The sequence below is a fragment of the Pseudoalteromonas sp. 78C3 genome (assembly GCF_002836695.1).
GTDB classification, from domain to species: domain Bacteria; phylum Pseudomonadota; class Gammaproteobacteria; order Enterobacterales; family Alteromonadaceae; genus Pseudoalteromonas; species Pseudoalteromonas arctica.
Window position 1 is genome coordinate 1 of record NZ_PJAV01000108.1, and the last position, 25231, is coordinate 25231.

28 protein-coding genes are annotated in these 25231 nt (G+C 39.0%); 9 read left to right on the forward strand and 19 right to left on the reverse strand.

Features of this window, described 5'->3' with window-relative positions; translation table 11 throughout:
- Positions 1–406: 406 nt before the first annotated feature.
- Positions 407–886: an RNA recognition motif domain-containing protein gene (locus CXF76_RS03440; RefSeq protein ID WP_007582860.1), complete on the forward strand. Its 480-nt coding sequence runs from the start codon at positions 407–409 to the stop codon at positions 884–886.
- On the opposite strand, the gene murI is transcribed toward CXF76_RS03440, so the two are convergent.
- Positions 849–1649 carry a glutamate racemase gene (gene murI / locus CXF76_RS03445; protein ID WP_007582858.1) on the reverse strand — a complete coding sequence of 267 codons (801 nt, stop codon included), beginning with the start codon at positions 1647–1649 and terminating at the stop codon, positions 849–851. The two genes, CXF76_RS03440 and murI, sit on opposite strands and share 38 nt — an antisense overlap.
- Before the next feature lie 65 nt (positions 1650–1714).
- Positions 1715–2854 carry a DUF5610 domain-containing protein gene (locus CXF76_RS03450; RefSeq protein WP_007582856.1) on the reverse strand — a complete coding sequence of 380 codons (1140 nt, stop codon included), beginning with the start codon at positions 2852–2854 and terminating at the stop codon, positions 1715–1717.
- 162 nt (positions 2855–3016) lie between these two features.
- Here CXF76_RS03450 and trmA point away from each other — a divergent pair, with 162 nt between their 5' ends.
- Complete coding sequence (gene trmA, locus CXF76_RS03455; protein ID WP_007582854.1) at positions 3017–4114, forward strand: tRNA (uridine(54)-C5)-methyltransferase TrmA; 1098 nt, start codon at positions 3017–3019, stop codon at positions 4112–4114.
- A 66-nt stretch (positions 4115–4180) separates the two neighbouring features.
- On the opposite strand, the gene CXF76_RS03460 is transcribed toward trmA, so the two are convergent.
- The 4 genes from CXF76_RS03460 to ccoG form a co-directional block, all read right to left on the reverse strand.
- On the reverse strand, positions 4181–4819 hold the full coding sequence (locus tag CXF76_RS03460) for a thiol:disulfide interchange protein DsbA/DsbL (protein ID WP_010555409.1): 639 nt from the start codon (positions 4817–4819) through the stop codon (positions 4181–4183).
- 16 nt (positions 4820–4835) lie between these two features.
- Positions 4836–5459: a thiol:disulfide interchange protein DsbA/DsbL gene (locus CXF76_RS03465; protein ID WP_007586563.1), complete on the reverse strand. Its 624-nt coding sequence runs from the start codon at positions 5457–5459 to the stop codon at positions 4836–4838.
- Positions 5460–5493: 34 nt separating this feature from the next.
- Positions 5494–6468, reverse strand: a complete 975-nt coding sequence (locus CXF76_RS03470; protein ID WP_010555410.1) for a serine/threonine protein kinase — start codon at positions 6466–6468, stop codon at positions 5494–5496.
- An 86-nt stretch (positions 6469–6554) separates the two neighbouring features.
- A complete protein-coding gene (gene ccoG, locus CXF76_RS03475; protein ID WP_007586568.1) occupies positions 6555–7985 on the reverse strand; it encodes a cytochrome c oxidase accessory protein CcoG in 1431 nt (476 codons plus the stop codon).
- Positions 7986–8273: 288 nt separating this feature from the next.
- On the opposite strand from ccoG, the gene CXF76_RS03480 reads away from it, so the two are divergent.
- Both CXF76_RS03480 and CXF76_RS03485 read left to right on the forward strand, forming a co-directional pair.
- Entirely contained in the window at positions 8274–8633 is a 360-nt protein-coding gene (locus CXF76_RS03480) for a hypothetical protein (RefSeq protein ID WP_007586569.1), read from the forward strand.
- Positions 8633–8839, forward strand: coding sequence for a hypothetical protein (locus tag CXF76_RS03485; protein WP_007586570.1), 207 nt, complete (start codon positions 8633–8635; stop codon positions 8837–8839). The genes CXF76_RS03480 and CXF76_RS03485 overlap by 1 nt, the downstream gene beginning before the upstream one ends.
- A 27-nt stretch (positions 8840–8866) precedes the next feature.
- Here the strand turns inward: CXF76_RS03485 and CXF76_RS03490 are convergent, their stop codons facing one another.
- The 13 genes from CXF76_RS03490 to gspC form a co-directional block, all read right to left on the reverse strand.
- Positions 8867–9454 (reverse strand): UPF0149 family protein, encoded by a 588-nt coding sequence (locus CXF76_RS03490; protein ID WP_007586574.1) that lies wholly within the window; start codon positions 9452–9454, stop codon positions 8867–8869.
- 22 nt (positions 9455–9476) lie between these two features.
- Complete coding sequence (locus tag CXF76_RS03495; protein ID WP_007586576.1) at positions 9477–10235, reverse strand: type II secretion system protein N; 759 nt, start codon at positions 10233–10235, stop codon at positions 9477–9479.
- 3 nt (positions 10236–10238) lie between these two features.
- Positions 10239–10712, reverse strand: coding sequence for a type II secretion system protein GspM (gene gspM, locus CXF76_RS03500; protein WP_010555411.1), 474 nt, complete (start codon positions 10710–10712; stop codon positions 10239–10241).
- Positions 10709–11917 carry a type II secretion system protein GspL gene (gene gspL / locus CXF76_RS03505; protein ID WP_101163051.1) on the reverse strand — a complete coding sequence of 403 codons (1209 nt, stop codon included), beginning with the start codon at positions 11915–11917 and terminating at the stop codon, positions 10709–10711. The genes gspM and gspL overlap by 4 nt, the downstream gene beginning before the upstream one ends.
- Positions 11914–12903 (reverse strand): type II secretion system minor pseudopilin GspK, encoded by a 990-nt coding sequence (gspK, locus tag CXF76_RS03510; RefSeq protein WP_007586581.1) that lies wholly within the window; start codon positions 12901–12903, stop codon positions 11914–11916. Before gspK ends, gspL begins: the two co-directional genes overlap by 4 nt.
- Positions 12896–13534 carry a type II secretion system minor pseudopilin GspJ gene (gene gspJ / locus CXF76_RS03515; protein ID WP_010555413.1) on the reverse strand — a complete coding sequence of 213 codons (639 nt, stop codon included), beginning with the start codon at positions 13532–13534 and terminating at the stop codon, positions 12896–12898. Before gspJ ends, gspK begins: the two co-directional genes overlap by 8 nt.
- Positions 13535–13909, reverse strand: coding sequence for a type II secretion system minor pseudopilin GspI (gene gspI / locus CXF76_RS03520; protein WP_002962039.1), 375 nt, complete (start codon positions 13907–13909; stop codon positions 13535–13537).
- Positions 13909–14496 (reverse strand): pilus assembly FimT family protein, encoded by a 588-nt coding sequence (locus CXF76_RS03525; RefSeq protein ID WP_010555414.1) that lies wholly within the window; start codon positions 14494–14496, stop codon positions 13909–13911. The genes gspI and CXF76_RS03525 overlap by 1 nt, the downstream gene beginning before the upstream one ends.
- A 49-nt stretch (positions 14497–14545) precedes the next feature.
- The gene (gene gspG, locus CXF76_RS03530) at positions 14546–14968 is read right to left on the reverse strand and encodes a type II secretion system major pseudopilin GspG (protein WP_007586585.1); all 423 of its coding nucleotides are present in this window, start codon (positions 14966–14968) and stop codon (positions 14546–14548) included.
- A gap of 81 nt (positions 14969–15049) precedes the next feature.
- Positions 15050–16285 carry a type II secretion system inner membrane protein GspF gene (gene gspF / locus CXF76_RS03535; protein WP_002962033.1) on the reverse strand — a complete coding sequence of 412 codons (1236 nt, stop codon included), beginning with the start codon at positions 16283–16285 and terminating at the stop codon, positions 15050–15052.
- A gap of 2 nt (positions 16286–16287) precedes the next feature.
- A complete protein-coding gene (gene gspE / locus CXF76_RS03540) occupies positions 16288–17853 on the reverse strand; it encodes a type II secretion system ATPase GspE (RefSeq protein ID WP_010555415.1) in 1566 nt (521 codons plus the stop codon).
- Positions 17846–19909, reverse strand: a complete 2064-nt coding sequence (gene gspD / locus CXF76_RS03545; protein WP_024591434.1) for a type II secretion system secretin GspD — start codon at positions 19907–19909, stop codon at positions 17846–17848. Before gspD ends, gspE begins: the two co-directional genes overlap by 8 nt.
- A 23-nt stretch (positions 19910–19932) precedes the next feature.
- Complete coding sequence (gene gspC, locus CXF76_RS03550; protein WP_024591433.1) at positions 19933–20874, reverse strand: type II secretion system protein GspC; 942 nt, start codon at positions 20872–20874, stop codon at positions 19933–19935.
- A gap of 210 nt (positions 20875–21084) precedes the next feature.
- Between gspC and hslR the strand changes: the two genes are divergently transcribed.
- The 5 genes from hslR to CXF76_RS03570 all read left to right on the forward strand — a co-directional run bounded on the left by hslR (position 21085) and on the right by CXF76_RS03570 (position 24930).
- Complete coding sequence (hslR, locus tag CXF76_RS03555) at positions 21085–21507, forward strand: ribosome-associated heat shock protein Hsp15 (protein ID WP_007586590.1); 423 nt, start codon at positions 21085–21087, stop codon at positions 21505–21507.
- 12 nt (positions 21508–21519) lie between these two features.
- On the forward strand, positions 21520–22365 hold the full coding sequence (gene hslO, locus CXF76_RS03560) for an Hsp33 family molecular chaperone HslO (protein ID WP_007586592.1): 846 nt from the start codon (positions 21520–21522) through the stop codon (positions 22363–22365).
- Positions 22366–22632: 267 nt separating this feature from the next.
- Positions 22633–24171 carry a phosphoenolpyruvate carboxykinase gene (locus CXF76_RS03565; protein ID WP_024591432.1) on the forward strand — a complete coding sequence of 513 codons (1539 nt, stop codon included), beginning with the start codon at positions 22633–22635 and terminating at the stop codon, positions 24169–24171.
- A gap of 197 nt (positions 24172–24368) precedes the next feature.
- Positions 24369–24551 carry a PepSY domain-containing protein gene (locus tag CXF76_RS20780; protein ID WP_232785090.1) on the forward strand — a complete coding sequence of 61 codons (183 nt, stop codon included), beginning with the start codon at positions 24369–24371 and terminating at the stop codon, positions 24549–24551.
- Positions 24517–24930, forward strand: coding sequence for a PepSY domain-containing protein (locus CXF76_RS03570; protein ID WP_232785091.1), 414 nt, complete (start codon positions 24517–24519; stop codon positions 24928–24930). The genes CXF76_RS20780 and CXF76_RS03570 overlap by 35 nt, the downstream gene beginning before the upstream one ends.
- Positions 24931–25231: the final 301 nt, after the last annotated feature.

Genomic DNA, 25231 nt, shown 5'->3' on the forward strand with positions numbered 1-25231 from the left:
ATTTTGAGTCGCTTTAGCGCCTCAAGGGATGCGAATAATACACCCTTTATTTTTCGAGTCAACACTTAGTTTTAAACTTTCTTTTTAGAAGATTTAAAACCGAAGTTTTATTTAACTCTCTGAGTAGTTCGTGCCTCGCTATGCGTTGGCGTTTCCCGTCTCAGTGGGGTCGCATTATAGGGAGATCCGAAAACAGATCAACCCTTTTTTTAGATCTTTTTACTGTTCGAACAAAAATAGAACAAAACCACGTAAAACCACATGAAAACCCGTCTAAGATGATGCTTTTTTGTGCTCTTATTTATTATTTAATACAAATATCATTGCTATGTTTGATTTAGGCGTTAAGATAGCAAGTTCACAATGTTAAATTAATGTTTATTTCCTGTTTATTGGTAGATCTAAAATGAAATTACCCGATCAAAAATCTTTTATCTTCTCTGTTATTCTTGCTGTAGTTGGTTTTGTTGTTGTTGAGTTCGCTTTAGGCGGCTTAGCTTTAAACCCTGCATTACTATTTGGTGCTGGTTTATTAATAGGTGCGATTGCTATTGCTGCAATGTCATCTGATGTGACTGAAGAAGCTGAAGTTAAAACAAAAACGCTTTATGTTGGTAACCTTCCTTATCGTGCAAACGAAGGTGTGGTTCGTGCATTATTTGAAGAACAAGGCAAAGTATTCAATGTTCGTTTATTAAAGGATAAGAATACTGGCAAGCGTCGTGGCTTTGGTTTTGTTGAAATGGCGCAAGCTGATGCAGACAATGCAATTGCTAACTTGAACGATAGCGAGTTCCAACAACGTACTTTAAAGGTACGTGAAGCAAAACAAAAACAAGAAGATGATTCTAATGCTCTACGTACTGAGACGGATCAGTCAGTGTAACTAGCTTTACCGCTAGCTTATTGCTAAACACATCAGCCGTTGCATAATATTGCAGCGGCTTTTTTATGTCTGTTAGTTTATTCACACAGAAGTTAAGTTGGTTAAGTAGGTAGTTGACTCTGTTTGCTATCGCTACACCTGAATCAAGTAATTTTACATTCCCTTCAAAATACTGACTAATAGGCTCTGCTAATATTGGAAAGTGCGTACATCCTAATACAAGTACATCTATAGTTTTATCTATATGTAGGTCATCAAGCACTTGATGCAACTTGTTTGTATCCAAAGACTCTGTAAAAAAGTATTGCTCAGCTAAAGTTACTAACTCCACACTGCTATATAGATTAACGGTTACATTACGTGCATGCTCAGTAATTAATGTTTTAGTGTATGAACTGGCGACCGTTGCCGGTGTGGCTAATAAGCCAATATGATTTGAACGTGTTAACTCTGCCGCAGGCTTTATTGCTGGCACAACACCGACTATAGGAATATCTGTCATTTGGCGAACAGCACTAAGTGCAGATGTAGAAGCGGTATTACACGCTATTACAATTAAATCAACATTAAGCGTATTAGCTTTGATGAAATGAATAAGTGAGCATAATCGGTTAATGATTGTTTTTTGGGATTGAGCACCATAAGGTAGTAATGCATTATCCATAAAATAACTGTACTGAGCATTGGGGATACTTTGCTTTATATGCTCAAGTACAGTAGTTCCACCAATACCTGAATCAAAGACCATTATATGCGCTGACAAACTACCGTTCCCACTTTACTTTAAGAACGGCAGTTTGCCATGAGGTATTTATAAAAGAAAGTAGTTTAACTTTGCGTGGTTTCTAAATCAGCAAGCTCGTCGGCTGCCGAATTTAACTGATTAAGGTTTTCGAACATAGACTTTGTGTAATCCACTAACTTATCTATTTGCTCCTGATCTTGATTTAACCATTGGAGAATGCCAGCTAGCTGATTTTGTAATCCAAGCTCACCCGCTTTTTCAAAAGCATTTTTAAGGTCATCATTAAAAGGAGCTAAACCCTCCGCTACTTGTTTTTCTGGTGCTGGTCTATATTCTTCATAGCTTTTAACTGTTGCTATTGTTTTTGTTTGGCGTAAATCCATAGAAAAAGCCACCAGCTGATCGCTGTCTAAACTCAGCTCTTGCGCTTGTTCAAATGCTTCATCTAAATCACCACCAAAAAAGGTTTTACTTAAATCTTGTAAGTCTTCCATCATTGCATTAATAGCTTCTTGCTCTTGCTCATTTAAGTCACCATTAACCGACATCGAAAATGATACCTGTCGAGATTGCGATGATGAGCTTGCAAACGACTCGCTATTACTGTTTTGCTGATAGCCACTTGCCGACTGAGATTCAAATGCATCTGCAAAGCTAATACTTACCTCGTCACCCTCTGCGGTGGTAAATTTATACTCTGCATTACTCGTCATACTGACATATTGAGCCTGGCTTATATTTACGCTGGCAGGTTGTGGGTTAAATAACGACTCTTCAAACTTATCGAGCCCATTGTAAATTCCCTCTTTGGACTTATTAATCCCCTCTTCCATGTCATCATTAAATACACCTGTACCTTTGAGTTCATCAACAGCGTCGTCAATCCCTATTTGGACTCCTTTGCGCGCGTCGCCTAACATATCTTTGAGCTTTTCGTCATCAGCGCCATTAGCTTTTGCTTTATTAACAGCACTACTCACAAAATCGAGTACGTTTTTTACTATTTCATCAAAATCAAATAGTGGTTTATCTGCTTTTTTTTCTGCGATAGGCAATCCAAGCTGCTCAGCCATTTTATCGCCAAGCACCTTTGCGGCCAACTCTCGGCCTCGTTGTTGATAGCTATCTTGAGGAGACGTAATTGTAGGTTGCTGTATATCAGCTTTATTATTGAATTTATTGATGTTGTTGTTTGGCGTAAAGCCATAATTACCTATTTTCATGATTCGTCTCCTAAGCGTGCGTAGTTTATTATCGGCTATAACAATAAAAACTAAAGTACAATGTTCAATAAAACAGCATAAATGCTAGCCAAAACTAGACAAATACGCAGCGCTCCCTACAATAGCGCCGATAAACAGATCTTAGATAAGGTAGTAGCGTTAATGGCAGTTATTAAAATAGATACCACACAGTACCAAACGCAGTTAAGTGAAAAAGAGCAGCGTATTAGTGCACAGTTCCAACGTTTTGGTGTGGAGCAACTAGAAGTATTTAGCTCAGAGCCAACTAACTACCGCCAACGTGCTGAATTTAGAGTATGGCACGACGGTGACGATCTGTTTCACATTATGTTTGATCAACAAACAAAAGAAAAAATCCGTGTTGATACATTTGATCCAGCAGCGCCTCTAGTTGGTGAAATAATGCAGGTGATGATTGAGCATCTTAAGCCTTGTGAAATATTACGTCGTAAGTTATTTCAAATCGATTACCTATCCACGCTAAGCGGTGAAATTTTAGTAAGCTTGCTTTATCACAAACCACTTGATGATGAATGGTTAAGTGAAATTAAAGCGCTTAAAGAAAAACTAAGCAGTAAATACAAAATTGACTTTATCGGTCGTGCTCGCAAACAAAAAGAAGTGCTGGGTGATGACTTTGTAACTGAGCGTTTAACAGTTAATGGTCAAGAGCTTATTTATCAACAAGTAGAAAATAGCTTTACTCAGCCTAATGCAAAAGTAAATATTAATATGCTGGAGTGGGCGCAAGATTTATGTAAACCACTTAAAAATGATTTATTAGAACTGTATTGCGGTAACGGTAACTTTTCAATTGCGTTAGCGGGCTGTTTTAATAAAGTATTAGCAACAGAAATATCAAAATCATCTGTTCATTCTGCTCAATACAATATTGCTAAAAATAACGTAGAGAACTTAGATATTATTCGTATGTCTAGTGAAGAGTTTACTCAAGCAATGAATGGCGAGCGTACTTTCTCTCGTTTAGACGGTATTGACCTTAAAAGCTATGACTGCCAAACCATATTAGTTGATCCACCGCGCGCGGGCATGGATGAATTAACGTGTGACTTAGTGGCTAACTACGAAAGCATAATTTATATATCGTGTAATCCTGAAACCCTTGAGCGTGACCTTGATCACCTAACACGTACGCACAACGTTAAGCGCTTTGCTATATTTGATCAGTTCCCATATACACATCACATTGAGTCGGGTGTTTTCTTGCAGCGCAAATAAATACACTCAGTAAACGTTACCCATAAAAAAAGCTCCTTGTAGGAGCTTTTTTAGTTTTAGCTAAACTTACTTGTTAGCTAAGTAATTAATCAGTTTGCTAATATCTTCTGGTTCAGTAATACCCGACTCACGACCTAGGTTTAATTTATACTTACCATTTACAATAAATGTAGGTACGCCACGTAGTGCGCCTTTTTCTTTAAAGTAGTCTTGATCGCGTTTCATTTTAGAGCTCAGCGTACGTACCGAGAAGCTTTTAAACAGCTTATCAAACTTATCGCCATCAACGCCCTGCGCTACAAATATATCTTTTACATCTGCAAGCTCATTAAAACTAGCGCGCTTTGTATGAATATGATTAAAGATTGCAGAGACAATTTTATCTTTTTGCGGAAGCACTTCTGCAGTAGCGAGTGCTTGGCTCATCATCTGTTGGTTTTCTGGGTCGCGTACACCTACAAAATCAACATGGCTCTTTTTAAATTTAACGTTTTTATCAAGCTTAGGCTTAAACTCACCAATTAGTGCTTCCATGTTATTACATGCAGGGCAGTAAAATGAGAAAAACTCTTTAATTTCTGGCTTTTTAGTTGCGCGCTCAGAAACAACGTCGTAATGCACGCCTTCTTCATACGTTGCTGCAAAGCTTGTTGCCGCCATAGGAAGTAGTACTGCAAGCAAACCTGCTTTAACTAATTTAATCATTATTATGCTCCGAAATTTATAGTGCTAATAAAAACGCTACTAACTCATCAAGTTCTTTTTGATTTTTGATGGTGTTGAGGTTTATTTTATATTTATCGTTAACAATAAAAGTAGGTACACCTGTAAGTGCGCCTAATTTTGAATATTTATTTTGTTTGTTTTGCATTGCTTGCTCAGCCGAAATAACTGGCATGCTTGCAATTTCTTGATCAAACGTTGCGCTATCAATACCGTTTACTTCAAGTAATTTTTTAACGTCTTTCATTTCAGTTAAAGGAGCACGCTGAACATGAATACTTTTAAAAATTTGATCGCTAATACTCTGCGCCTGACCATGCTGCTTAGCAATTAAGTAGGCAAAGCTTAAATTACTTTGTGCTTGTGGCGACACGCCACCTAAAAAGTTCACGTGGTTTTTAATAAACTCCGCGCCTTCTGGCAAGCCTTGTTCAATTGCTTTTGCTACTGGTTCAAACTTAAAACAATGTGGGCAGTAAAATGAGAAAAACTCGGTTACTTGTGGTGATGTACTTTTGTCTACATCAATAACAGTGTATTGATTATCAACTTCAAACTGTGCAGCAAGTGCTGCAAATGGTAAACATAAAAGTAATAAACTCAGTTTTAATTTTTTAAGCATTTGTATCTCGTTGTACTTGTCTTTAAATAAAATATTACGGCAATAACTTTAACGGTGCTTCTTGCAGTGCTGCAAGTTGCTCCTTCAGTGCTAAAATTTGTTGCTCCCAGTATTTGTCATCAGCAAACCATGTAAAGTTCCGCACAAAGGCAGGATCGCTCCATCGTTTAGCTACCCATCCCATATAATGGATAATACGCATCGCTCGCAGCGGTTCAATTAATTTGAGTTGAGAGTGATCAAAATCACAAAACTCTTCATACGCACTCACAAGGGTGTCTAACTGTAACAGTTGCGTCGCTCTATCGCCACTGAGCATCATCCATAAATCTTGGATTGCAGGACCTTGGCGGCTGTCATCTAAATCAACAAACATGAGCGCATCACCTGCCCACAAAATATTACCAACGTGGCAGTCACCATGTAAGCGAATACTTTGCACATCTTTATACTGTTTTTGCGCCTGCTCTATCACTAAATCTAAAATAGTATAAAAGGCAGTATTTATTCCCATAGGCACTAAGTTACTTTTTTGAAGATGAACTTTGGCTGTATGTAAATACTCCTCGCAAGTAACTGTTGGCCTATAAGTAAAAGGCTTTGTTTTAGCTACTTGGTGCATACGGCCAATTAAACGCCCCATTACATCAAGCTGATCTAAGTTATCAACCTCAAATAAACGCCCGCCTACACTTGGAAACAACACAAACAAATAACCTTCGTGTTCAAACAAGCTTTGCCCATTATATAAAATAGGGGCAACAACAGGCACTTCCGCTTCTGCCAGTTCAAATGCAAAGTCATGCTCTTCTTGAATTTGCTCTTTACTCCAGCGCTCTGGGCGATAAAACTTCACTACGTAACGCAGGCCATCATCGGCTTTAAATTGGTACACTCTGTTTTCATAGCTATTGAGTGCCAACAAACCAGATTCAGCGTACACACCTACGCTTTCTATTGCATCGAGTATTAGGTCAGGTGTTAAGTCAATGAAACTAAATTTACTCATACTCTTCTTATATAAAATAAAAAGCGGGTTATATACCCGCTTTTGTTAATTGCTATATCAACTTACCTATTTAAGGTAGGTTGTGATTATCGCGCTTTAAAAAAGTTACTCGACTGCGATATTGTCTCATCCGGCTCATCTACCGGTGAAAGCACAAAGTTAAACTCTGTCATCGACACCTTCAAATCATAAGGGTCCATTACAAGCGACAATGGCACATTATGAGATTGCCCTGCCTGCACAGTAAATGACTGCTTACCAATATACTTAAAGTTATCTAACCCTTGCACTTTAATATTAAAGGTTTGCTCGTACTGCGCTTTATTAATTACCTTTAATGTATAGGTGTTCTCTACTAAACCATCAAAATCGACACGATATAATTGATTTCGATCACGAATGATATCAAAGTCCATTGTTTTACGCAGCGCTATATTAGCTACAAGTGCTCCCGTAAGCACAACAAGTATGACCGTGTAACCAATGATTTTAGCTCGTAGTGGATTCGTTTTATTTTCTGGGGTTTCGAGGTTTCGCTCTGTCGTATATGAAATAAGCCCACGCGGGTATTCCATTTTATCCATTACGCCATCACACGCATCAATACATGCACCACAGTTAATACACTCAGCTTGTAACCCATTTCTAATATCAATACCTGTTGGGCACACTTGAACACACAAGTTACAGTCTATACAGTCGCCTAGCTCTAAATCTTCATGATCTACTTTACGTGAACGAGGACCACGGCTTTCACCACGGCTTTCGTCGTACGTTACAGTGTATGTATCTTTATCAAACATAGCTGATTGAAAACGAGAGTAAGGGCAAATGTGTAAACACATAATTTCTCGCATCCAACCGGCATTACCATAGGTACACGCAGCAAAGAAAATAATACTGACTAGTGCATAACCACCCACGTTAAACGTTACAAAATCAGGAAGTAACTCTCTGATTGGCGTAAAGTAACCCACAAAAGAAATAGCGGTATATAACGAAAACAATACCCAACTAGTATGCTTTGCCGTTTTACGCCAAAACTTATCAAAATTCATGGGTCTTTGATCGAGTTTTTTACGCTGATTAGCTGTGCCTTCAAGCTTTTCTTCAAACCAAATAAAAATAAAGGTCCAAACAGTTTGCGGACATGTGTAGCCACACCACACCCGTCCATAGAAGGTGGTCACTAAAAACAGCGCAAATGCTGCCAGCATAAAAATAAACGCTAATATGGTAAAATCTTGAGGCCATAGCGTTAAACCAAAAATATTGTATTTTTGACCAATTAGATCAAACAGTACTGCTTGCTGGCCGTTAAAATTAATCCAAGGAAGTAACATAAACGCAAGTAGGCCTAAAAAGCCAATGCGCTGCCTAAGTAATTGATGTAGGCCTTTTACGGCACGCACATAAATACGATTTCGGGGATTGAACCTATCATCTTGACGGCTTAAATCCGGTTTTTGGATTTTCACCTCTACAGGGATATTCTTTACTTTAATTTGCTTGTCCATCGAAGTTCCTCAACGCCGCTTGGAAATAAAAATCCAGCAATACTCAAGTACTCTATACTTAAAGCTAGCAAGTTACTTGCTAGGCAGATTTACTTTAATAAATTGCCTTCTCGAATACTTTCAGATATTTCAGAAATATCTGACTGCTGTTAACCATTATAACAATGTTGGTTAAAATTACTGGCATAGATCGCTAATAATTTATTCATCCCAGTTACTTGCTTTTAAAATGCAGTTTATTACACTGCATGGTAATTCAACCCTACTTAGATCAAGGTTTACGTATCCATGAAAAAATTTATTATTTTGGTAGTTGTGATCCTTGCCTTTTTTACAATCGATCATCCGCTTATAAAAGAACCTCGCGAAAGGTTATTAGGTGAAGGCATTGGTTTTTTAAGTGATGCAAGTAAGGTTAACAGAAGCCCTGCTGCAAATATGGCTAAAAATAGAATCAGCACTCAACTTAAATTGTCTGAATCTGAGGGTGAGTACGTAGAAAAAACGTTTACAACAGATGACTCTGTTCAGTTATTTCACCTACGTTATTGTCGTGAACGTGACTTAAACCTTTATTTTTATGGCGATCGTTTAAATACGGTATGTAAAATAGTGACTGAAGCATTAGAGCAAAAGCGAGCAAAGTAGTGGATTTTTCAGGATTAAATAAAAAAGCAAGCGACTCATTTCATAAACAACGCAATATGCTCAAGCAATTAGCACAAGGCAAAACGTTAAAGTGTGAGAAGTGTAATGGGGTTTTAACACTTAATTTAGCCACCAGTGAACCTGGTAAAGGCGTAGTAAAGTGCAAACAAGGCTGTACGGATATTATATTAGAGCTAGGCACTTAGATTAAACTAAGCGCCTGGTATTAATAATTACTCTTCCCAACTCTCGTCGGTTATCAAACCGCTATTAATTGCGACCACTTCAATTAGTTCAGCAAACCCTAATGCAAAGTCACCCATTGATTCATATTGGTACTGACACAAGGCTTCTATAGTCATGTTATTTTGTTTGGCAATCTGAGCTATTGCAAGCTGGTCGAGTGCAAAAAAGCTTAATGTACTTAACGCACTTTCTAATGCTTGTTTAAAGTCAGTGTCTAATTGCGGTGCATTTAACAAAGGCTCTGCGTAAGCTTTGGTTGCAACTAAGAAACCTTTACTCCATGACTTACAAAATTCAGCATCAAATGTGTTAGGCAATTTGTATCCAGTTTCAAATACTTGCTCACTAATTTTATGATATAGCGCCATAAACAAGAAAAGTACTTCTTCATCTAAATCATTAGCTGTATTTGGTAATATCTGCTCAAGCCACTCATGCACATCTAATGGATTGGGCGAACAAATAACGCCAAATAAATAGCCTTGGCTTTGTTGAAGGGTCATTGCTTGAGATTGGGTATTTAAAAATGTGCTGAGCTGCTTTGCGTGCAGCTCAGTAAATTGGGGTATTTGCATTAAAACTCTTTATATTCAAACATTAAAAGTTGAGCGGGTAACGACCTTGGCTATCTGGTCGGCCTAAAAATTTAACCGCATCATGTACATCTTTAGGTAAGCTAGCATCTGGTTTTACATAACCTGCCACACTAAAGTCGAAATTAGCTTTAAGTGTAGCATCTGCCTCAAGGCCAAGCGTATTATCTGGGTCAATTAATATAGCAATATCGCCCGACTTACAGCTTAACTTACCAGCCAGAGGGCCAATATTAAACCACCCATTTAAGCCTTGCACGTCAATATTAGGGCTCGCTATTTCACCTTTTAGTGAATCACAATAAGGTGCACCTGAGCTGTATTCATCAAGTTCTAAAATTACACGTCCTTTAGCGGTTACAGGTAGGGGAAGCTGCACGCGCTGCATTGCACGCTCTACTGTTGAGCGCACTAGGCCGTCAGTCACTTTAACTTCTTGATTAAAAAGCCCATAACTTACATCAGCATAACCCGAGATATCACTACGCTCTCGTGCATTACCAAACTTCACATTCGCATTTAGTTTGCCTGTAAATAACTTCCAGCCAGCAATGTCCCAGCGCACATTATTTAACTGTTCACCATCAAAACGAACTTGCATCATTTGACCTTGCCAAACAGTGCCTACAGTTTGCCCTACTTCTAATTGCTTTGGAAAGTACGGTTTTGCTATATCTAGTGCAATATGTGCTGGTAATTTAATAATACAAAACACAATAAAACTAATTAAAAAGACAGCCGATAACGTTATTATTTTTTTCATTAATTAATTCTCTAATACTAAACGGCTTACACGCACATAGCCTGATTTATCATCGCGGCTCAAATCTAAGTTTTCAATTTTTAAGCCATGTTGATTCACTAGCTCATCTAACCACTCTATTAACTGATTAAATTCTACAGAGTCGAGCGTCAAACGCAGCGAATCACTACTTGGCTGCATTTTACTAATACTTATTTGATGACGCCCACGTGTAGAATTAACAATTTGGCTTAAGTTTGCATTGCTAGCAACACTGGTGTTACCCGCAGCCTTTAGCTTAACAATACTGTCATCAACCCAAGCTAATAGCTCTTGTTGTTTAATTTGAGATTGCTGTGCCTTTTCTATCGCATTATTTAATGGTCTAAATATTCCCATTACTAAAACAAAAATAATAAACACGCCACCAGCGACCATTACCAATTGTTGTTCTTGCTCTTTAAGCGAGCGCCATTGTTGCATTAACTGCTTTTTCATACTGCACCTCGCAGTTTAATTTCACCAACGACATAATCACCGTCGTTATTTAAAGACCCTTGCTCAACAGTTAAACCTTGTTTTTCAAGTATGATTTTTACTTTACCAAAGGTTTGGAAGTCTTTAGCACGTGCACGAATGCGCAGCTCATTGCGACGTTTGTCATAACGAAGTGTTTCAGGTGTAAATTCGCTGACTTGCGAAAATACATCAACCAAATTAGTCGTTAAGTCTAAAAAGCCCGACTCACTTGAGCCTTGCACTTTATCTAACGCGCCTTTAATTTGGCTTTTAATTAGATTGGGGCGAACTTTAGTTCCTGGGAATGCTTTTTGGTATCTGTCGACTACTTGAGCTTTAGCTACTTCTACTTGTGTATTAAGTTGGTGTAACTCAATAGCTTTTATTGTAATAGTAGAAACCAATGCAACACTTGCTATAATTGCGGCGCCTTTCCAGTAACCCCACCATAAAGCGCTTTGTTTTTTAAGCTGATACATACCTTGGCGTAAGTTAAAGTTAACGCTATCTAACTGCTTTGCAAATAATGCTAGAGGTAAGTCGTACTCACTCGTTTGCGCTTGTAAGTTAACGCTTTCTGGAAACTGACTAGCTGGGCTAAAATGCTTAATATCAGGATTACCCATGGCTGTTAAGTAGCCATTTAACCAATTAGATTCAACCGCACCTATATGCCATTGCCCCTGCTTAAATAACCATTGGTTATTGAGCTCGATAGCGGTAACTGCGCCATCATCTGCAAGCGGTAACAACAAAGCATCGGGTAATATTCTGTATACTGATAGATTATGCTCTACAAATAATGCGAGCCATTGTTCAAACCATTCACGGTCTGTCATTGCTACACGAATTGCATGTTGCTCACCAAGCATTGTCGGCTGCGCTACTGCTATAAACAGTTCATCTACGTCACATGCTATATCTTCCTCCAGCATGTATGGCAATGCTTGCTCAAGCTTGCGATTCCATTTTGTTGGCAAAGCGACCGTTTTTAATTGCACTTGATCACTTGGTAACAACACAACAACTTCTCGGGTAAGTGCTTTTTCGCTTAGCTCACTTAAATGCTCTGCATTTGGTAACTCGCCACTGGCTATTATTTCTTGTTCTTGTGGTGAGTAAATTAACCAATTAAGCAATTCTTGCTCGGTTTGACCCGTGCGGATCAACAGTATTTCTGTCACTGTACGCCTCCAAATTTTCGCGCCAGTATCGTTACGTCACCGTCTTTAGCGTGCAGTAATGTGGTCATCGAAAAACGCAGGTCGACAAAATTTGCCTGCGTTTGTAATTTAAAATATTCGCTTTTAATACTAAATAAACTTTTGACTGAGTCGGTATTAGTACCGCCTTGTTGCTTCACCTGTTCAAAAAATTCATCAATGGTGTCAAAGCCAGTTTGCGGTCTTGCACCTATCACAGCCTCTGCACCAGATAAGCTCAAGCTTTCTATTAAGGCACTGAGTATAAGTGCTTGCTCTGGGATTAATGTATTTACGTTAATAGATAAAAGCGTACTGCCTGGTATTACACATACATATGGCAGTACTTTTTCCATCACTAATGGGTTGAAGCCCTTAACCAAGCGTAATTCCGATGTTGATGCAAATAAACTATTGGCTGTCATATACGGAAAATCTCGTGATAAATACTCGTCTTCTTCTGCGCCTGAGCGATATGTAATACTGTCCTCGTCAAGCCAATCAAATACGCTATCTGCCATTGTCTCTTCTGATTCATCAGCAGGTAAATCTTCAATGTTTTCAAGTAATGCAAATAGTGCTTTATGTGCAGGGTTTGTTTTACTTGCGCTATTTTCTTCTGGCGCTATGGCTAAAGCATTTAAATTTAAACATGCTTGTAAATCAGTAATTTTGCCACTTAACGTGCCGTTATCAACAGGGTATGAAGCATCACCTTGAGTTGCCCAAACTTGATCAAGTGTTGTTTTATCAGCATCATCTTTTTTACTTTGTATTAGCCCTTTAATAGCAAGCTCTTCTGCACCGTAGGCATACCATTTAGCTTGCTGATGACCTTGCAAATTAGTACTTTTTTGCACTTGAACCATTAAATTAGCACTCATTTCTACTGCTAAAATAGCCGCTAATGCCACAATAAACAAAACAATAACAAGTGCTGCGCCGCGCGATGATTGCTGCTTAACCATTATTCACATCCGTACTTTGTGTAGCAACAACTTTGCCTTGCCCAGGAACTAAAAATACACGACGAATTGGCTCTGCTTCTATTTGTTGCAAAGTAACAGCAACCGCTTTAGGGAGAGCTTTAATTTCCCACTGTTCCTGCCATTCGTTTTTATCATCCAAAAACTCAAACTTAAGCTCTTCAACATTTTCTAGTACACGTTGAACTCGCGGTTCCATATTATCAAGCTGATCAACATAAACCCGATAAACACGCTCAAGGTTATCGTCTATCACTCTATAACCAACGGCTTGTAGTTCTGAACGTGGCAATAAATTAATTGGATTTATCCAGCCATCTCGTACAAACGCAATACCATCGTATTGGCTTTCTAAAACGTAACGACCAGCAAGTAAGTATTGTTCTTGAACATCACCAGATTCGTTTCGTACTGCACGTTTGGTCATTTGGCTAAAATCTTGATCCATTAACCTAAATGTTGTTTGCAACCCATTTAACTCAGCAATTTTTTCATCGGAGGCATCTTTTGCTCTTGTTGTCGTCTCGAGTATTTGATGAGTAGCAATAATAACAAAAGCTAAAATACCCAGTGCTACCATAACTTCAAGTAATGTAAACCCGCGCTGCTTCACTTACTTTTTGCCTTTATTTAGATACGTTGATAACTCATATGCCGAATGCTCATATTTTTCATCCGTAAAAACATTTATGGTTAACTTAACAAAGCTTTTGTCAGCAGTGGCTGTTACTTCTTGCTGCCAAAACCATTCAACACCGCCCATTACTTCGCTGCCTTTAAGGTTATTTTTACCTTGCCATTGTTCGCCTTTAGTACGCTGTTCAATAATAACGTTCTCGGCGACCCAAGATGCATAGGTTTGCTCTTCAATAGTCGTTAAGTGGTGTATGTGCTCGCTTGTTGCTTGCATTGCAGCTATACCCGCCATGGCACAAATACTTAATGCCACTAATACCTCTAATAAGGTAAACCCTTTAGTGCGCTTCATTATTCTGGCTCTCGGCGAAAGTTTACTGGTGCAGCAAATTCACCTTCAATGTAATACACAGGCTCGCTTTGCTCTTTTAACTCTAATATAAGTTGAAACGCGCTTACCTCACCTGATGACAAAATAAGTACTTGTGGGATTTTTAACTTTTTAAGCTCAAGTAAGCTGTCTTCATCGCCGCCACTCATAAGTTCGCGCCAGTTAGATTGCTCTAAGAGGTTATCTTGCGCCCACGCTAAATCTTCTAAGTTAAGCGTGAGCTTTAATCTTTCATCTAACTCTATTGGTTTAAAAAGATCTTCACGGTCAAAGGTAATCCACTTTTCACCATCGAAAACTAAATACTCTAACGTATTTTCTTCTACTAATAAGCCCAATTCAACTTGGTTTAAAATGGCAAATTCCGATGCCATGTTAATGGTGGTATGCAGCCTTAATGCTTGAGTATCTAACTCTTCCTCAGCACCGCCTTCTAAGCTATATACCACCATTTTTGTAGCAAAAGCGATGATCACTAATACCACTAAAATTTCTATTAAACTAAAGCCTCTGCTTTTTGCATGGCGCTGCTTAAGGCTTGCTTTCATAGCAAGCCTCTAGAATTAACATGTTCATACAAAGCAGTGTACTTAAGCATTATTGTTTTTCTTCGTCCCAGTTACCGATATCATCATCAGTACCTACTTCACCATCTGGGCCCATAGAAAAAATATCAAACTTGCCAATTTCACCTGGGCTAATTAGCTGATATAGATTACCCCATGGATCTTCTGGTAATTCATTAATAAAACCACCGTCAGGGAAACGTTTTGGAACCGGTTCAATGCTTGTTTGAGTAACTAGCGCTTCAAGACCTTGCTCTGTGCTTGGGTAGCTCTTATTTTTAAGCTTGTATAAGCTCATTGCATCTTCTAATTGTTGAATATCTAAATGCGCTTTATCGATAGCAGCCTCTTCTTGCTGACCCATAATGTTAGGTGCAACAATTGACATAATCATTCCGATGATAACCAGTACCACCATCACTTCTAGTAAAGAAAAACCTGATTGTTTATTCACGTAATTACCTCATTATTCTAAAAACATTAAGTAAAAATGGTTTAGGTAAAACCATTAATATATTTAAAAGTTTATTCTAACTTAAAGTCCAACAGCTTTATTCATCGCCATTATTGGCTGCAATATTGCCATTACTATAAATAATACAATAACCGCCATTGAGGCGATCATCGCAGGCTCTAGTAGTTTAAGCGATACATTAACCATGCTCTCAAATTCGCGATCTTGGTTATTTGCAGCACGCTCTAACATTTGCTCTAGTTCACCTGATTTTTCACCACTTGCTATCATATGCAGCATCATTGGTGGAAACAACTTAGTTTGCTGAAGTGCAGCTCTTAAGCTTGCACCCTCACTCACTCTATCGGATGCATCTGCAACCGCTTTTTTAATTTTTTCGTTGATTAATACGCCACCCGAGATACGCATCCCCTCGAGCAATGGTACCGAGCTTGACGATAAAATACTTAAAGTACGCGCAAAACGTGCGGTGTTAATACCACGAGCCACTTTACCTATACCAGGCATATGTAGCACTCGGTCATCCCACCAAAAGCGTATTTTAGGCTGCTTAAGTGCATGCTTAATACCAATGGCTATAGCTGTAATAGCTATTAAACTAATAAACCAATAATTTTGTACAAAATGGCTGCCTGCCATAACCCATTCGGTTGTCCAAGGAAGTACTTGTTTTGTTTTTTCAAACGTTTTTAATATTTTTGGTACTACAGTACCAAGCAATACCGACACAATACCGATTGCAAATACCACTAAAATAATAGGGTAAACCATAGCCTGAGTTATTTGGCTACGCATATGTTGGCGCTGCTCGGTATAGTCGGCTAAACGATTAAGTACTTGGTCAAGGTGACCCGACTTTTCGCCTGCGGCTACCATTGCACGATATAAATCGTCAAAAACATGAGGAAACTCACTAAGGCCATCGGCAAGTGTGTAACCTTCAACCACTTTTGAGCGTACCGACATAAGCATACGCTTTAAACGCGGCTTTTCGCATTGCTCAGCAACCGCCATAACAGCGCCTTCAACAGGGAGTGCCGATTGAATAAGTGTTGCTAATTGCCTTGTAATTAGTGCTAAGTCTGAGGTTGAAATTGTCGGTTTAAAAAAGCCACCGAGTAAAGGGGCTTTTTCACCTTTGACTTGTTTATCACTTTGCGCCGCAGGGACAACTTCAAGCGGCGTAAGTTTTTGATCACGTAAAGTTTGGCGAATTTGTTTAGCTGTATCGGCTTCTAAAATGCCTTTTTTTTCTTTACCTCGGCCATCTAAGGCACGGTATTCAAACGCCGCCATAGTTAACCTTCCTCACGGGTAACACGCAATACTTCTTCAAGTGTTGTTTTACCTACAAGTACACGGCTACACCCATCTTGGCGAATACTTGGGCTGCGCTTACGAATGTATTTTTCTACGCTTTGCTCGCCTTTACCGTTGTGAATCATTTCGCGTATTGTTTCATCAACTACAAGTAACTCGTGAATACCCGTACGACCACGATAGCCATTAAAGTTACACTCTTCACACCCTACTGCTCGATAGATTGTCGGTTGGCTTTCAAAAGGAACCCCTAACAGCTGGCATTCATGCTCATCAGCCGTGTGACCTTCTTTGCAGGTATTACACAATGTACGTACTAGCCGTTGCGACAACACACCGAGTAACGACGATGAAAGTAAGAATGGTTCAACACCCATATCTTCCATACGTGTAATTGCACCCGATGCGGTATTAGTATGCAGAGTAGACATAACAAGGTGGCCGGTAAGTGACGCTTGAACACCAATTTGCGCAGTTTCAAGGTCGCGTATTTCACCCACCATTACTACATCAGGATCTTGGCGTAATATTGCACGTAAACCACGTGCAAATGTCATATCAACTTTTGCATTAACTTGTGTTTGCCCAATGCCTGGAATTTCGTACTCTATCGGATCTTCAACGGTAAGAATATTGCGATCGCGTGAGTTAATTTGGCTCATACCAGCATATAGAGTGGTACTTTTACCAGAGCCCGTTGGCCCTGTTACTAAAATAATGCCGTGGGGTTTACTAATTAAATCTGAAAACAATGCACGGTTATCTGCGGTCATACCTAAATCTTCAAGGTTTAAACGCGCGTTGTTTTTATCAAGTAAACGCAGTACTACACGCTCACCAAAGCTCGATGGCATTGTAGACACACGCACATCAACTGCACGCCCGGCAATACGTAAGCTAATACGGCCATCTTGTGGAATGCGTTTTTCGGCTATATCAAGCTTAGCCATTACTTTAATACGAGACACAAGTAACGATGCAAGTTTACGATTAGGCTTAAGTACTTCTTTAAGCACGCCATCGACCCTAAAGCGAATAACAAGCTCTTGCTCGAAGGTTTCGATATGAATATCAGAAGCCCCTTCTTTAATCGCTTCACTTAGCATGGCGTTAATAAGCTTGATTATTGGCGCATCATCGTCACCAGCCAGTAAATCTTCAGTTTGCGGAAGTTCATCAGCAAGTGAGAATAAATCAACCTCGTTGCCAATATCTTCCATCATTTGTTGTGTTTCAGAGCTATCACGTTGGTATGACGCTTCAAGCAATAGCTCAAATTTATCATCAGCCAATTGCTCAAGTGTAAAACCATGGCCTGCGATACGGCGTACTTCTAATAGTACTTCCACATCTAGCTCACCACGGTAGTAAACTATGCGGTGATCTTTGTTTTTGCCAAGTAACACACCTGCACGTCTTGCATAGGAAAACGGCAAACGCTTTGCTGGTAACTCAACTAACACATCACTCGTTAATAGCTCATCCTGATTATGCGTTTTAGGATGAACCACATCTTGGTTTATCTCTTGAATCGCATTAGTCATCTTTACGCTCTTGTGCATTTTGTTTACGCAGAGACTCTTCATACGTAGGGGGTAGTACTAATTCGTCATTCCACTCAGGTAAAATAGGCGTATCAGTCATTGGCATTAACTCAATACCGTCTTCTTTTTGTTTAAACTGCTCACCACGAATAAAGTTATATTTATTAAAGCTTAACTTATTCATGCTTACACCATCACGAATAATGGTTGGGCGAATAAACACAATAAGATTACGCTTACGGCGCGTTGTATTTGTTGATCTAAACAAGTGGCCTAAAATAGGGATATCGCCTAATAACGGCACCTTAGAAACACTTTCTTGTACGTCTTCGTCAATTAAACCACCAAGTACAACCATACCACCATCATCGGCCATTACCGTGGTTTTAATTGAACGCTTATTTACTGAAATATCAACCGCAGTTGCACCACTTACGCTCGATACTTCTTGCTCAATAGTAAGCTGTACTGCAGAGCCATCATTAATCTGAGGCGTAACAACCAATTTAATACCGACTTCTTGACGCTCAACTGTTTGAAATGGGTTTGCATTGTTACTGCCTGTTTGTGAGCCTGTAATAATAGGTACTTCTTGACCGACTAAAATAGAGGCTTCTTCGTTATCCATTGTAGTTATAGAGGGTGTAGCCAAAATGTTCGAATTTGTATCAGTAGCAACAGCCTGAATAATTGCGCCCCAATCATTTTTAACAACGCCCAGCGCTAAACCATTAATGCCACTAAGTAAGGAGGCTAATGGACCATAGTCACCTTCTGTTGTTTCCGTATACGGCGTTACCGTACCTGATTCAGTTCCTATTATATTTTTAGTAACGGTTACATCTTGTGCTTGCTCTGCAGCAACAGCTAATGACCCAACGGGAACCGTAGTGCCGTTGTTAAACTGCAACATACCGCCCTGCTCAGAAATCCACTGCAGGCCTAAGTTAACCCCGTCGCCTTCCATTACTTCAATAATAATCGCTTCAACCAGTACTTGGGCACGGCGAATATCAAGGCGTTCAATTACTGATTCTAATGATCGCATTGTGTCTGGCTGTGCGGTGATAATTAATGAGTTTGAGTCTGGGTGAGACTCTATACTGCTTTCATTATTGCTTCTGCTACGGGTCTTAGTAGTACCGCCTTGTGCATCTTCAACAAGTGACTTACTAACACCTTGCAATACTTTTACTAAATCTTCAGCTTTAGCATAATTTAGGTAAAACACCTTAGTATTACCTTGGCTTTCTAGCTCACCATCTAAGCGCTTAATAAGCTCAATAGCACGTGTACGTGCTTGGCCTTCACCACTTACAATAACGCTATTAGTTCGGCCATCAGCCACAACTTTTGGAATTAAAAATTCAGGCACACTGCCTTTACCGCTGTCTTTATAAATATTGTCTACTACAGAGACAACATCATCTGCCGTCGCATATTTAAGCTTAACAATGTCTACACGCTTGTCACCCGCCTGATCAACAGAGCGAATAATCTCAACTAAGCGATTAACCGATGCAGCATGACCTGTTAGCATCATTACGTTAGCCGCATTAAAGTTAGCAACGTGGCCACCATCTTTTTGATCGCTAAATTGACGAACTAGAGGACCAAGCTCCTGCACACTTACATTTTTAACACGTACAACACGCGTAATCATCATGTCGCCGCTAGCTTCACTACCTTCGTCAATAAGTGGCACATTTGATTTTTTAGCGTCTGAACTTTTTTCTACCTTAATTATGCCATTGTCCATTTCAACAGCTGAGTAGCCATAAACTTCCAATACATTTAAGAAGAACTGATAATAAAGTGCTTCGTCCATTAACTCATAGCTGCGAACATTTACCTTTCCGCGCACGTTAGGGTCAATAATGACTGTTTTATTAAGGTTTTTACCAACAATATTAATGAACTCGTTGATATCAGTCCCTTTAAAGTTAGCAGCATATTCAACAGCAGAAACAGACAAAGAAATACTTGCCGCCAAAAAAAGTGCTGCGTACTTAGCTAACCCTTTTTTAATTTTTTTGAGGTGTAGCACCTGAACCATCGTATTAAAACTCCAAAGCTAAATTATTGCAGACTAAATTGCACATCAATTTGTTCACCATCACGCTCTATAGTGATATTGGCATCTGTACTATTACGCAGCTCATTAATAGCTGACATAGCCTGTTTTAAATCTGTTAGTTGATAGCCATTTATAGAAATGGCTAAATCGTTATTTTTTAAACCCATTTGCTTAAACAGCTCAGGCTCTTTACCTGGACTTAAGCGATATCCAATTAGCTCACCATCATTCATGGCTTGTGAAACACGTATATAGTCAAATAGCTTGCCCGGCTCTTCGAGTAACTCTTCACGTGTTTCTATAATTGCTTCTTTAACGTCTGGATCTGCAGTGGCATCTATTTGTAGATCACTTGGTTCTAATTTTTGCGGACCCATTTCAGCATCATCACGCGCAGCGAGTACTGGCATAGACACCTTCTTACTGAAATCGAGTCCATCAAGCATTAATGTTTCAAAGCGTCCATTAACACTCAAAATAATACGATCCGGCAATATTTGTGCAACTTCAGCACGCGTACCCGATACTACTTCATCAACAAGATAGCTTACTTGCTTACCTTGTGATTCAATAATTGCGATACCTGCTTTGTCATCGTTATTAACCGCTACAATGCCGGTTAAATTGATACTTAAGCGCGTTTCTGGCGCATTATTTATTACCTGCGATTGCTTTGCAGTATTATTGTTGTTTGTTACAGTTTTTTTACCAAATAAAAATTGCTCAATAATATGCTGCGCTGAGTTGTTACTCGCACCAGATGACTGGTTAGCATAATGAGTAGGGGTAAGTAGAGTTACTGGTGGTTTTGGCCACAAAAGCCAAACAAGTTTTGATAATAAAAATGCAAGATAAACAACAACTAACAGTGTCACTAATGCACTTAACTTAGCATGCGGTAAACGAGTTAAAAATTGTTTTAGTTGTTGGATTTGCTGTTCCATAAATAGTGTTCTTATTTTAATTTACTGCGTTAGCGCGTACCCATAGTACCCTTTCATTTTTCTTTCAACAAGCACACTAATATTAAACTTTGTAAACAGATTAAATTAACTTTACATAACAGTACAAAAAGTAAACTGCCGTTGTAATACCTTCATCCTACGATGATTTCATGATAAATTTTAAGCTATAAAAACGTGGGGAAATGCCTTATGAGTAAAAAAAGTAATGCTAATACCAGCTCAGACCCTGTAGATGGGTTAAAAGTTCGATTAGATAAATGGTTATGGGCTGCGCGATTTTATAAAACTCGTGCAGTTGCACGCGAAATGGTGCAAGGCGGCAAAGTACATTATAATGGGCAACGTACAAAAGCGAGTAAAATAGTAGACGTTGGCGCAAAAGTAAAACTGGCTCAGGGCGTAGATGAAAAGCTGATAACTATACTCTCAGTGCTTGAAAAACGTCAAAGCGCCCCCATTGCACAGACCATGTATCAAGAATCTGATGCAAGTATTGCTAAACGCGAAGAGAACAGCATCGCACGCAAAAATAACAGCTTTTTTGCTCCTCATCCGGATAAAAAACCGGATAAAAAGCAAAGACGCGAACTTTTAAAAATGAAATCAAGTTAGGTATAGCCGCTCATGCAACAAGATTTACTTCACCGTTATTTATTCAACGAACTAGATGTTCGTGGCGAACTCGTACAAATCGAGAATGCTTATAATGAAATGATTGCCGACCATAATTACCCAGACCCTGTTAAAGCATTACTAGGTGAGTTACTTGTTGCAACCTGTTTATTAACCGCCACTTTAAAGTTTGAAGGTGAAATTGCAGTACAGCTTCAAGGTGATGGCCCAGTTAAATATGCAGTTATAAATGGTGATGATAAACAAAACATGCGTGGTATTGCACGCCTGCAAAGCGAAATTACGGGCACAACTGTAAAAGAGCTTATTGGTCAAGGCTATATGGTGATCACTATTACACCAAGTAAGGGTGAACGTTACCAAGGTATAGTTCCGCTAGAGCATGATACTCTGAGTGAATGTATCGAAAGTTACTTTGAGCAGTCAGAGCAATTAAAAACACGCCTTTGGTTTGCAACCGACACAACAGAAGGTAGCGCAAAAGCATGTGGTCTATTTTTACAAGTACTCCCAGTTGATAAACAAAAATCAATTGAAGACTTTGCACACCTAGAAGCATTAAGTAACACCATTAAAGATGAAGAACTATTACACCTTGATGCTAATACTGTCCTTACACGCCTTTATCACGAAGATAATCCTCGCGTATTTGAACCTCAAGCGATTAAATTCAAATGTGGTTGTAGTCGTGATAAGACAATTACTGCACTTGTTAATATTGGACAAGAAGAACTACTTAAAGACGTAGCTGAAAAAGGGTCTGTTAATATTAACTGTCATTACTGTTTAAAAGAGTATGTTTTTAACGAACAAGATATAAAAAGCATTTTCAACTAAATGTTCAGCTTCATCTATATATAGTAATTAAAGCCGCAAAATATGCGGTTTTATATTATAAAAAGATGATACCGGTGTCATCTTTTCTGCTAATTTCATGACACCGGTATCATTGAAATTATTCATGTTTTTTCTTAAATATATGTGTTTTTAGAGGCTTTACGGGCTCGAATATCTTAAAACCTTCTGTTACTATAATTTCAGTTTAAGGGCACTGATAACCCCAGAGCTATCCGTTCAAACTCTCACACATAGTTAGGTATAAACATGACTACAGGCGCTACACGTTTTGTCGATTTAACCGCAGCTGAACTTGTCGAGCATGCGATCCGCCGTGGCGAAGGTACTTTAGCCGCAAATGGTGCTTTTGTTGCAATTACAGGAAAACGAACTGGTCGTTCACCAAAAGATCGTTTTATTGTACAAGAAACAACAACTCAAAATGATATTCAATGGGGCAACGTTAATCGTCCATTTGATGCAGACAAATTTGACGCATTATGGGCTCGCGTAGAATCACATGTTCAAAGTAATGACCACTTCACCTCTCACCTAGAAGTTGGCGCAGACCCTGAGCATTATCTACCTGTAGTTGTAACTACAGAAACAGCGTGGCACCATATTTTTGCCAAAAACATGTTTATCGAACCGCAGAACTATAACGCTTCAAACTTACCACAATGGCAAGTAATGAACGTTCCTTCGTTTGTATGTGAGCCAGAACGTGATGGCACAAATAGCGATGGCACCGTCATTATTAACTTTGCGCAGCGTAAAGTATTACTAGCAGGTATGCGTTACGCCGGTGAAATGAAAAAATCGATGTTTTCTGTACAAAACTTCCTACTACCAGCAAAAGGTGTATTACCAATGCACTGTTCTGCTAATGTTGGTGAAGCAGGCGATACAGCATTATTCTTCGGTTTATCTGGTACGGGTAAAACAACACTTTCAGCAGATCCTACTCGCTTTTTAATTGGTGATGACGAACACGGTTGGGCACCTGGAAGCGTGTTTAATATTGAAGGCGGTTGCTATGCTAAATGTATCGACCTGTCACAAAAGAACGAACCTGTAATTTGGAATGCAATTCGCTTTGGTACTATTTTAGAGAATGTAGTGCTAGATGAAAAAGGCGTTCCAGATTTTAACGATACTAGCCTTACTCAAAATAGCCGTGCAGCATATCCACTTGAACACGTTGAAAAACGTAAAGTAGAAAACCGCGCAGGCGAACCTAAGGCTGTTGTATTTTTAACCTGTGATGTAAGCGGTGTATTACCACCGGTTTCTATACTTAGCGAAGAAGCTGCTGCTTTTCACTTTTTAAGTGGATACACAGCAAAAGTTGGCTCAACTGAGATTGGTTCAACTAGCGATATTGAATCAACATTTTCGACATGTTTTGGCGCACCATTCTTCCCACGCCCTGCTGGTGTTTACGCTGAGCTTCTTATGAAGCGTGTTCGCGAGTTTGGCGCTAAAGTGTACCTTGTGAATACAGGTTGGACTGGCGGCCCTTACGGCACAGGTAAACGTTTTGATATCCCAACTACTCGTGCAGTAATTGATGCAATCGTATCTGGTAAATTAGCGGGTGTTGAAACTCAGCACATTGATGTTTTAAACCTAGATGTACCGGTAGCAGTTCCAGGTGTAGATACTAACTTACTTAATCCTATTAATACGTGGGAAGATAAAGCTAAGTACAATGAATATGCAGCAAAACTTGCCGCAGACTTCACTGAAAACTTTGCTAAGTATGACGTATCAGACGATATAAAAAATGCAGGACCTAAAGCTTAAATAAGCTTCAAGCTTCAAGCTTCAAGCTTGTACTTTAACGCCAGCCAAGAACTGGCGTTTTACTTTCTAAATACCTAATTTAATAAGTGCGACAAAATGCCGCACAACTCATATCAAAAAACCATATAATATACCGCGTAATTAATCATTCCTTAATGCCCAATAAACCTGCATTACTCATTACGGCTATTTAATTAATGACACTAAAGCTTTCATGGCGAAAAATATTCAGGCGGTTACATTTATACTTAGGTCTATCGGTAGGTGTTTTACTTACTATTATTAGCCTTTCTGGCTCCGTATTAGTTTATTACCCACAAATAGACTCACTGTTAAATCCAATTAATGACACTACCACTAATACAAATACAGCCTTGTAAACAATTCAATATTCCTTTATCGCAAGCAATACTAATAGCACAAAAAGCATTACCGAGTGCGCGTTTAGCTTGGATTGAAACACCATCAAACTTAAATGCCATTTACAGATTTAGATTTCAAACTGTAAACGATCCTTCGTATCGCTTTCCACATAGTTATATAGAGGTTAATGCACTTACAGGGAAGTTAGAGAGCATGTTTAATATAGATAAACAAAGTAGTACGGCCAGTAAAATTAAAAACTGGATACACCCTCTACATGACGGCAGCATTGGTGGTAACATTTTAAAAGTCATTTGGGTATTGAGTGGCTTTGGATCTGCAGCATTGTTTTTTATTGGAGTGTATAGATGGTTAGTTATAACCAATAGAATATAAAATAAACTTTACGCTAATCTACTTAGTTAAATGTTCTATTTGAGGACAAAAATTTCTTTATATCGTATATCAGAAATTTCTAACGCAATTAGTGTCAAGTTCAATCCACTAAATTGATTAGGTATTATTGCTGAACGATATAAATGATTTACTAAGAAGTCCTTCGCTCTAGCGGAATCCCTGAATCACTTTTTTGAAGACGTAAAAAAGCCCGAATCATTAGATTCAGACGCTCTACAATATAAAGTCGGTACGCTACGCAGTATATCAGCGTCGGGAGTCGCTATGCTTGCCCGCCCTG

Excerpts from the sequence above, each read along its gene's own strand:
- CXF76_RS03570 (WP_232785091.1), top strand. The coding sequence starts at position 24,517 with ATGACACTACCACTAATACAAATACAGCCTTGTAAACAATTCAATATT.
- gspF (WP_002962033.1), bottom strand. The coding sequence starts at position 16,285 with ATGGCGGCGTTTGAATACCGTGCCTTAGATGGCCGAGGTAAAGAAAAA.
- CXF76_RS03450 (WP_007582856.1), bottom strand. The coding sequence starts at position 2,854 with ATGAAAATAGGTAATTATGGCTTTACGCCAAACAACAACATCAATAAA.
- CXF76_RS03460 (WP_010555409.1), bottom strand. The coding sequence starts at position 4,819 with ATGATTAAATTAGTTAAAGCAGGTTTGCTTGCAGTACTACTTCCTATG.
- gspC (WP_024591433.1), bottom strand. The coding sequence starts at position 20,874 with ATGGAACAGCAAATCCAACAACTAAAACAATTTTTAACTCGTTTACCG.
- gspM (WP_010555411.1), bottom strand. The coding sequence starts at position 10,712 with ATGAAAAAGCAGTTAATGCAACAATGGCGCTCGCTTAAAGAGCAAGAA.
- CXF76_RS03480 (WP_007586569.1), top strand. The coding sequence starts at position 8,274 with ATGAAAAAATTTATTATTTTGGTAGTTGTGATCCTTGCCTTTTTTACA.
- gspK (WP_007586581.1), bottom strand. The coding sequence starts at position 12,903 with ATGGTTAAGCAGCAATCATCGCGCGGCGCAGCACTTGTTATTGTTTTG.
- CXF76_RS03565 (WP_024591432.1), top strand. The coding sequence starts at position 22,633 with ATGACTACAGGCGCTACACGTTTTGTCGATTTAACCGCAGCTGAACTT.
- CXF76_RS20780 (WP_232785090.1), top strand. The coding sequence starts at position 24,369 with ATGACACTAAAGCTTTCATGGCGAAAAATATTCAGGCGGTTACATTTA.
- CXF76_RS03465 (WP_007586563.1), bottom strand. The coding sequence starts at position 5,459 with ATGCTTAAAAAATTAAAACTGAGTTTATTACTTTTATGTTTACCATTT.
- hslR (WP_007586590.1), top strand. The coding sequence starts at position 21,085 with ATGAGTAAAAAAAGTAATGCTAATACCAGCTCAGACCCTGTAGATGGG.
- CXF76_RS03440 (WP_007582860.1), top strand. The coding sequence starts at position 407 with ATGAAATTACCCGATCAAAAATCTTTTATCTTCTCTGTTATTCTTGCT.
- hslO (WP_007586592.1), top strand. The coding sequence starts at position 21,520 with ATGCAACAAGATTTACTTCACCGTTATTTATTCAACGAACTAGATGTT.
- trmA (WP_007582854.1), top strand. The coding sequence starts at position 3,017 with ATGGCAGTTATTAAAATAGATACCACACAGTACCAAACGCAGTTAAGT.
- CXF76_RS03525 (WP_010555414.1), bottom strand. The coding sequence starts at position 14,496 with ATGAAAGCAAGCCTTAAGCAGCGCCATGCAAAAAGCAGAGGCTTTAGT.
- CXF76_RS03490 (WP_007586574.1), bottom strand. The coding sequence starts at position 9,454 with ATGCAAATACCCCAATTTACTGAGCTGCACGCAAAGCAGCTCAGCACA.
- CXF76_RS03470 (WP_010555410.1), bottom strand. The coding sequence starts at position 6,468 with ATGAGTAAATTTAGTTTCATTGACTTAACACCTGACCTAATACTCGAT.
- gspD (WP_024591434.1), bottom strand. The coding sequence starts at position 19,909 with ATGGTTCAGGTGCTACACCTCAAAAAAATTAAAAAAGGGTTAGCTAAG.
- ccoG (WP_007586568.1), bottom strand. The coding sequence starts at position 7,985 with ATGGACAAGCAAATTAAAGTAAAGAATATCCCTGTAGAGGTGAAAATC.
- gspE (WP_010555415.1), bottom strand. The coding sequence starts at position 17,853 with ATGACTAATGCGATTCAAGAGATAAACCAAGATGTGGTTCATCCTAAA.
- CXF76_RS03495 (WP_007586576.1), bottom strand. The coding sequence starts at position 10,235 with ATGAAAAAAATAATAACGTTATCGGCTGTCTTTTTAATTAGTTTTATT.
- gspI (WP_002962039.1), bottom strand. The coding sequence starts at position 13,909 with ATGAAGCGCACTAAAGGGTTTACCTTATTAGAGGTATTAGTGGCATTA.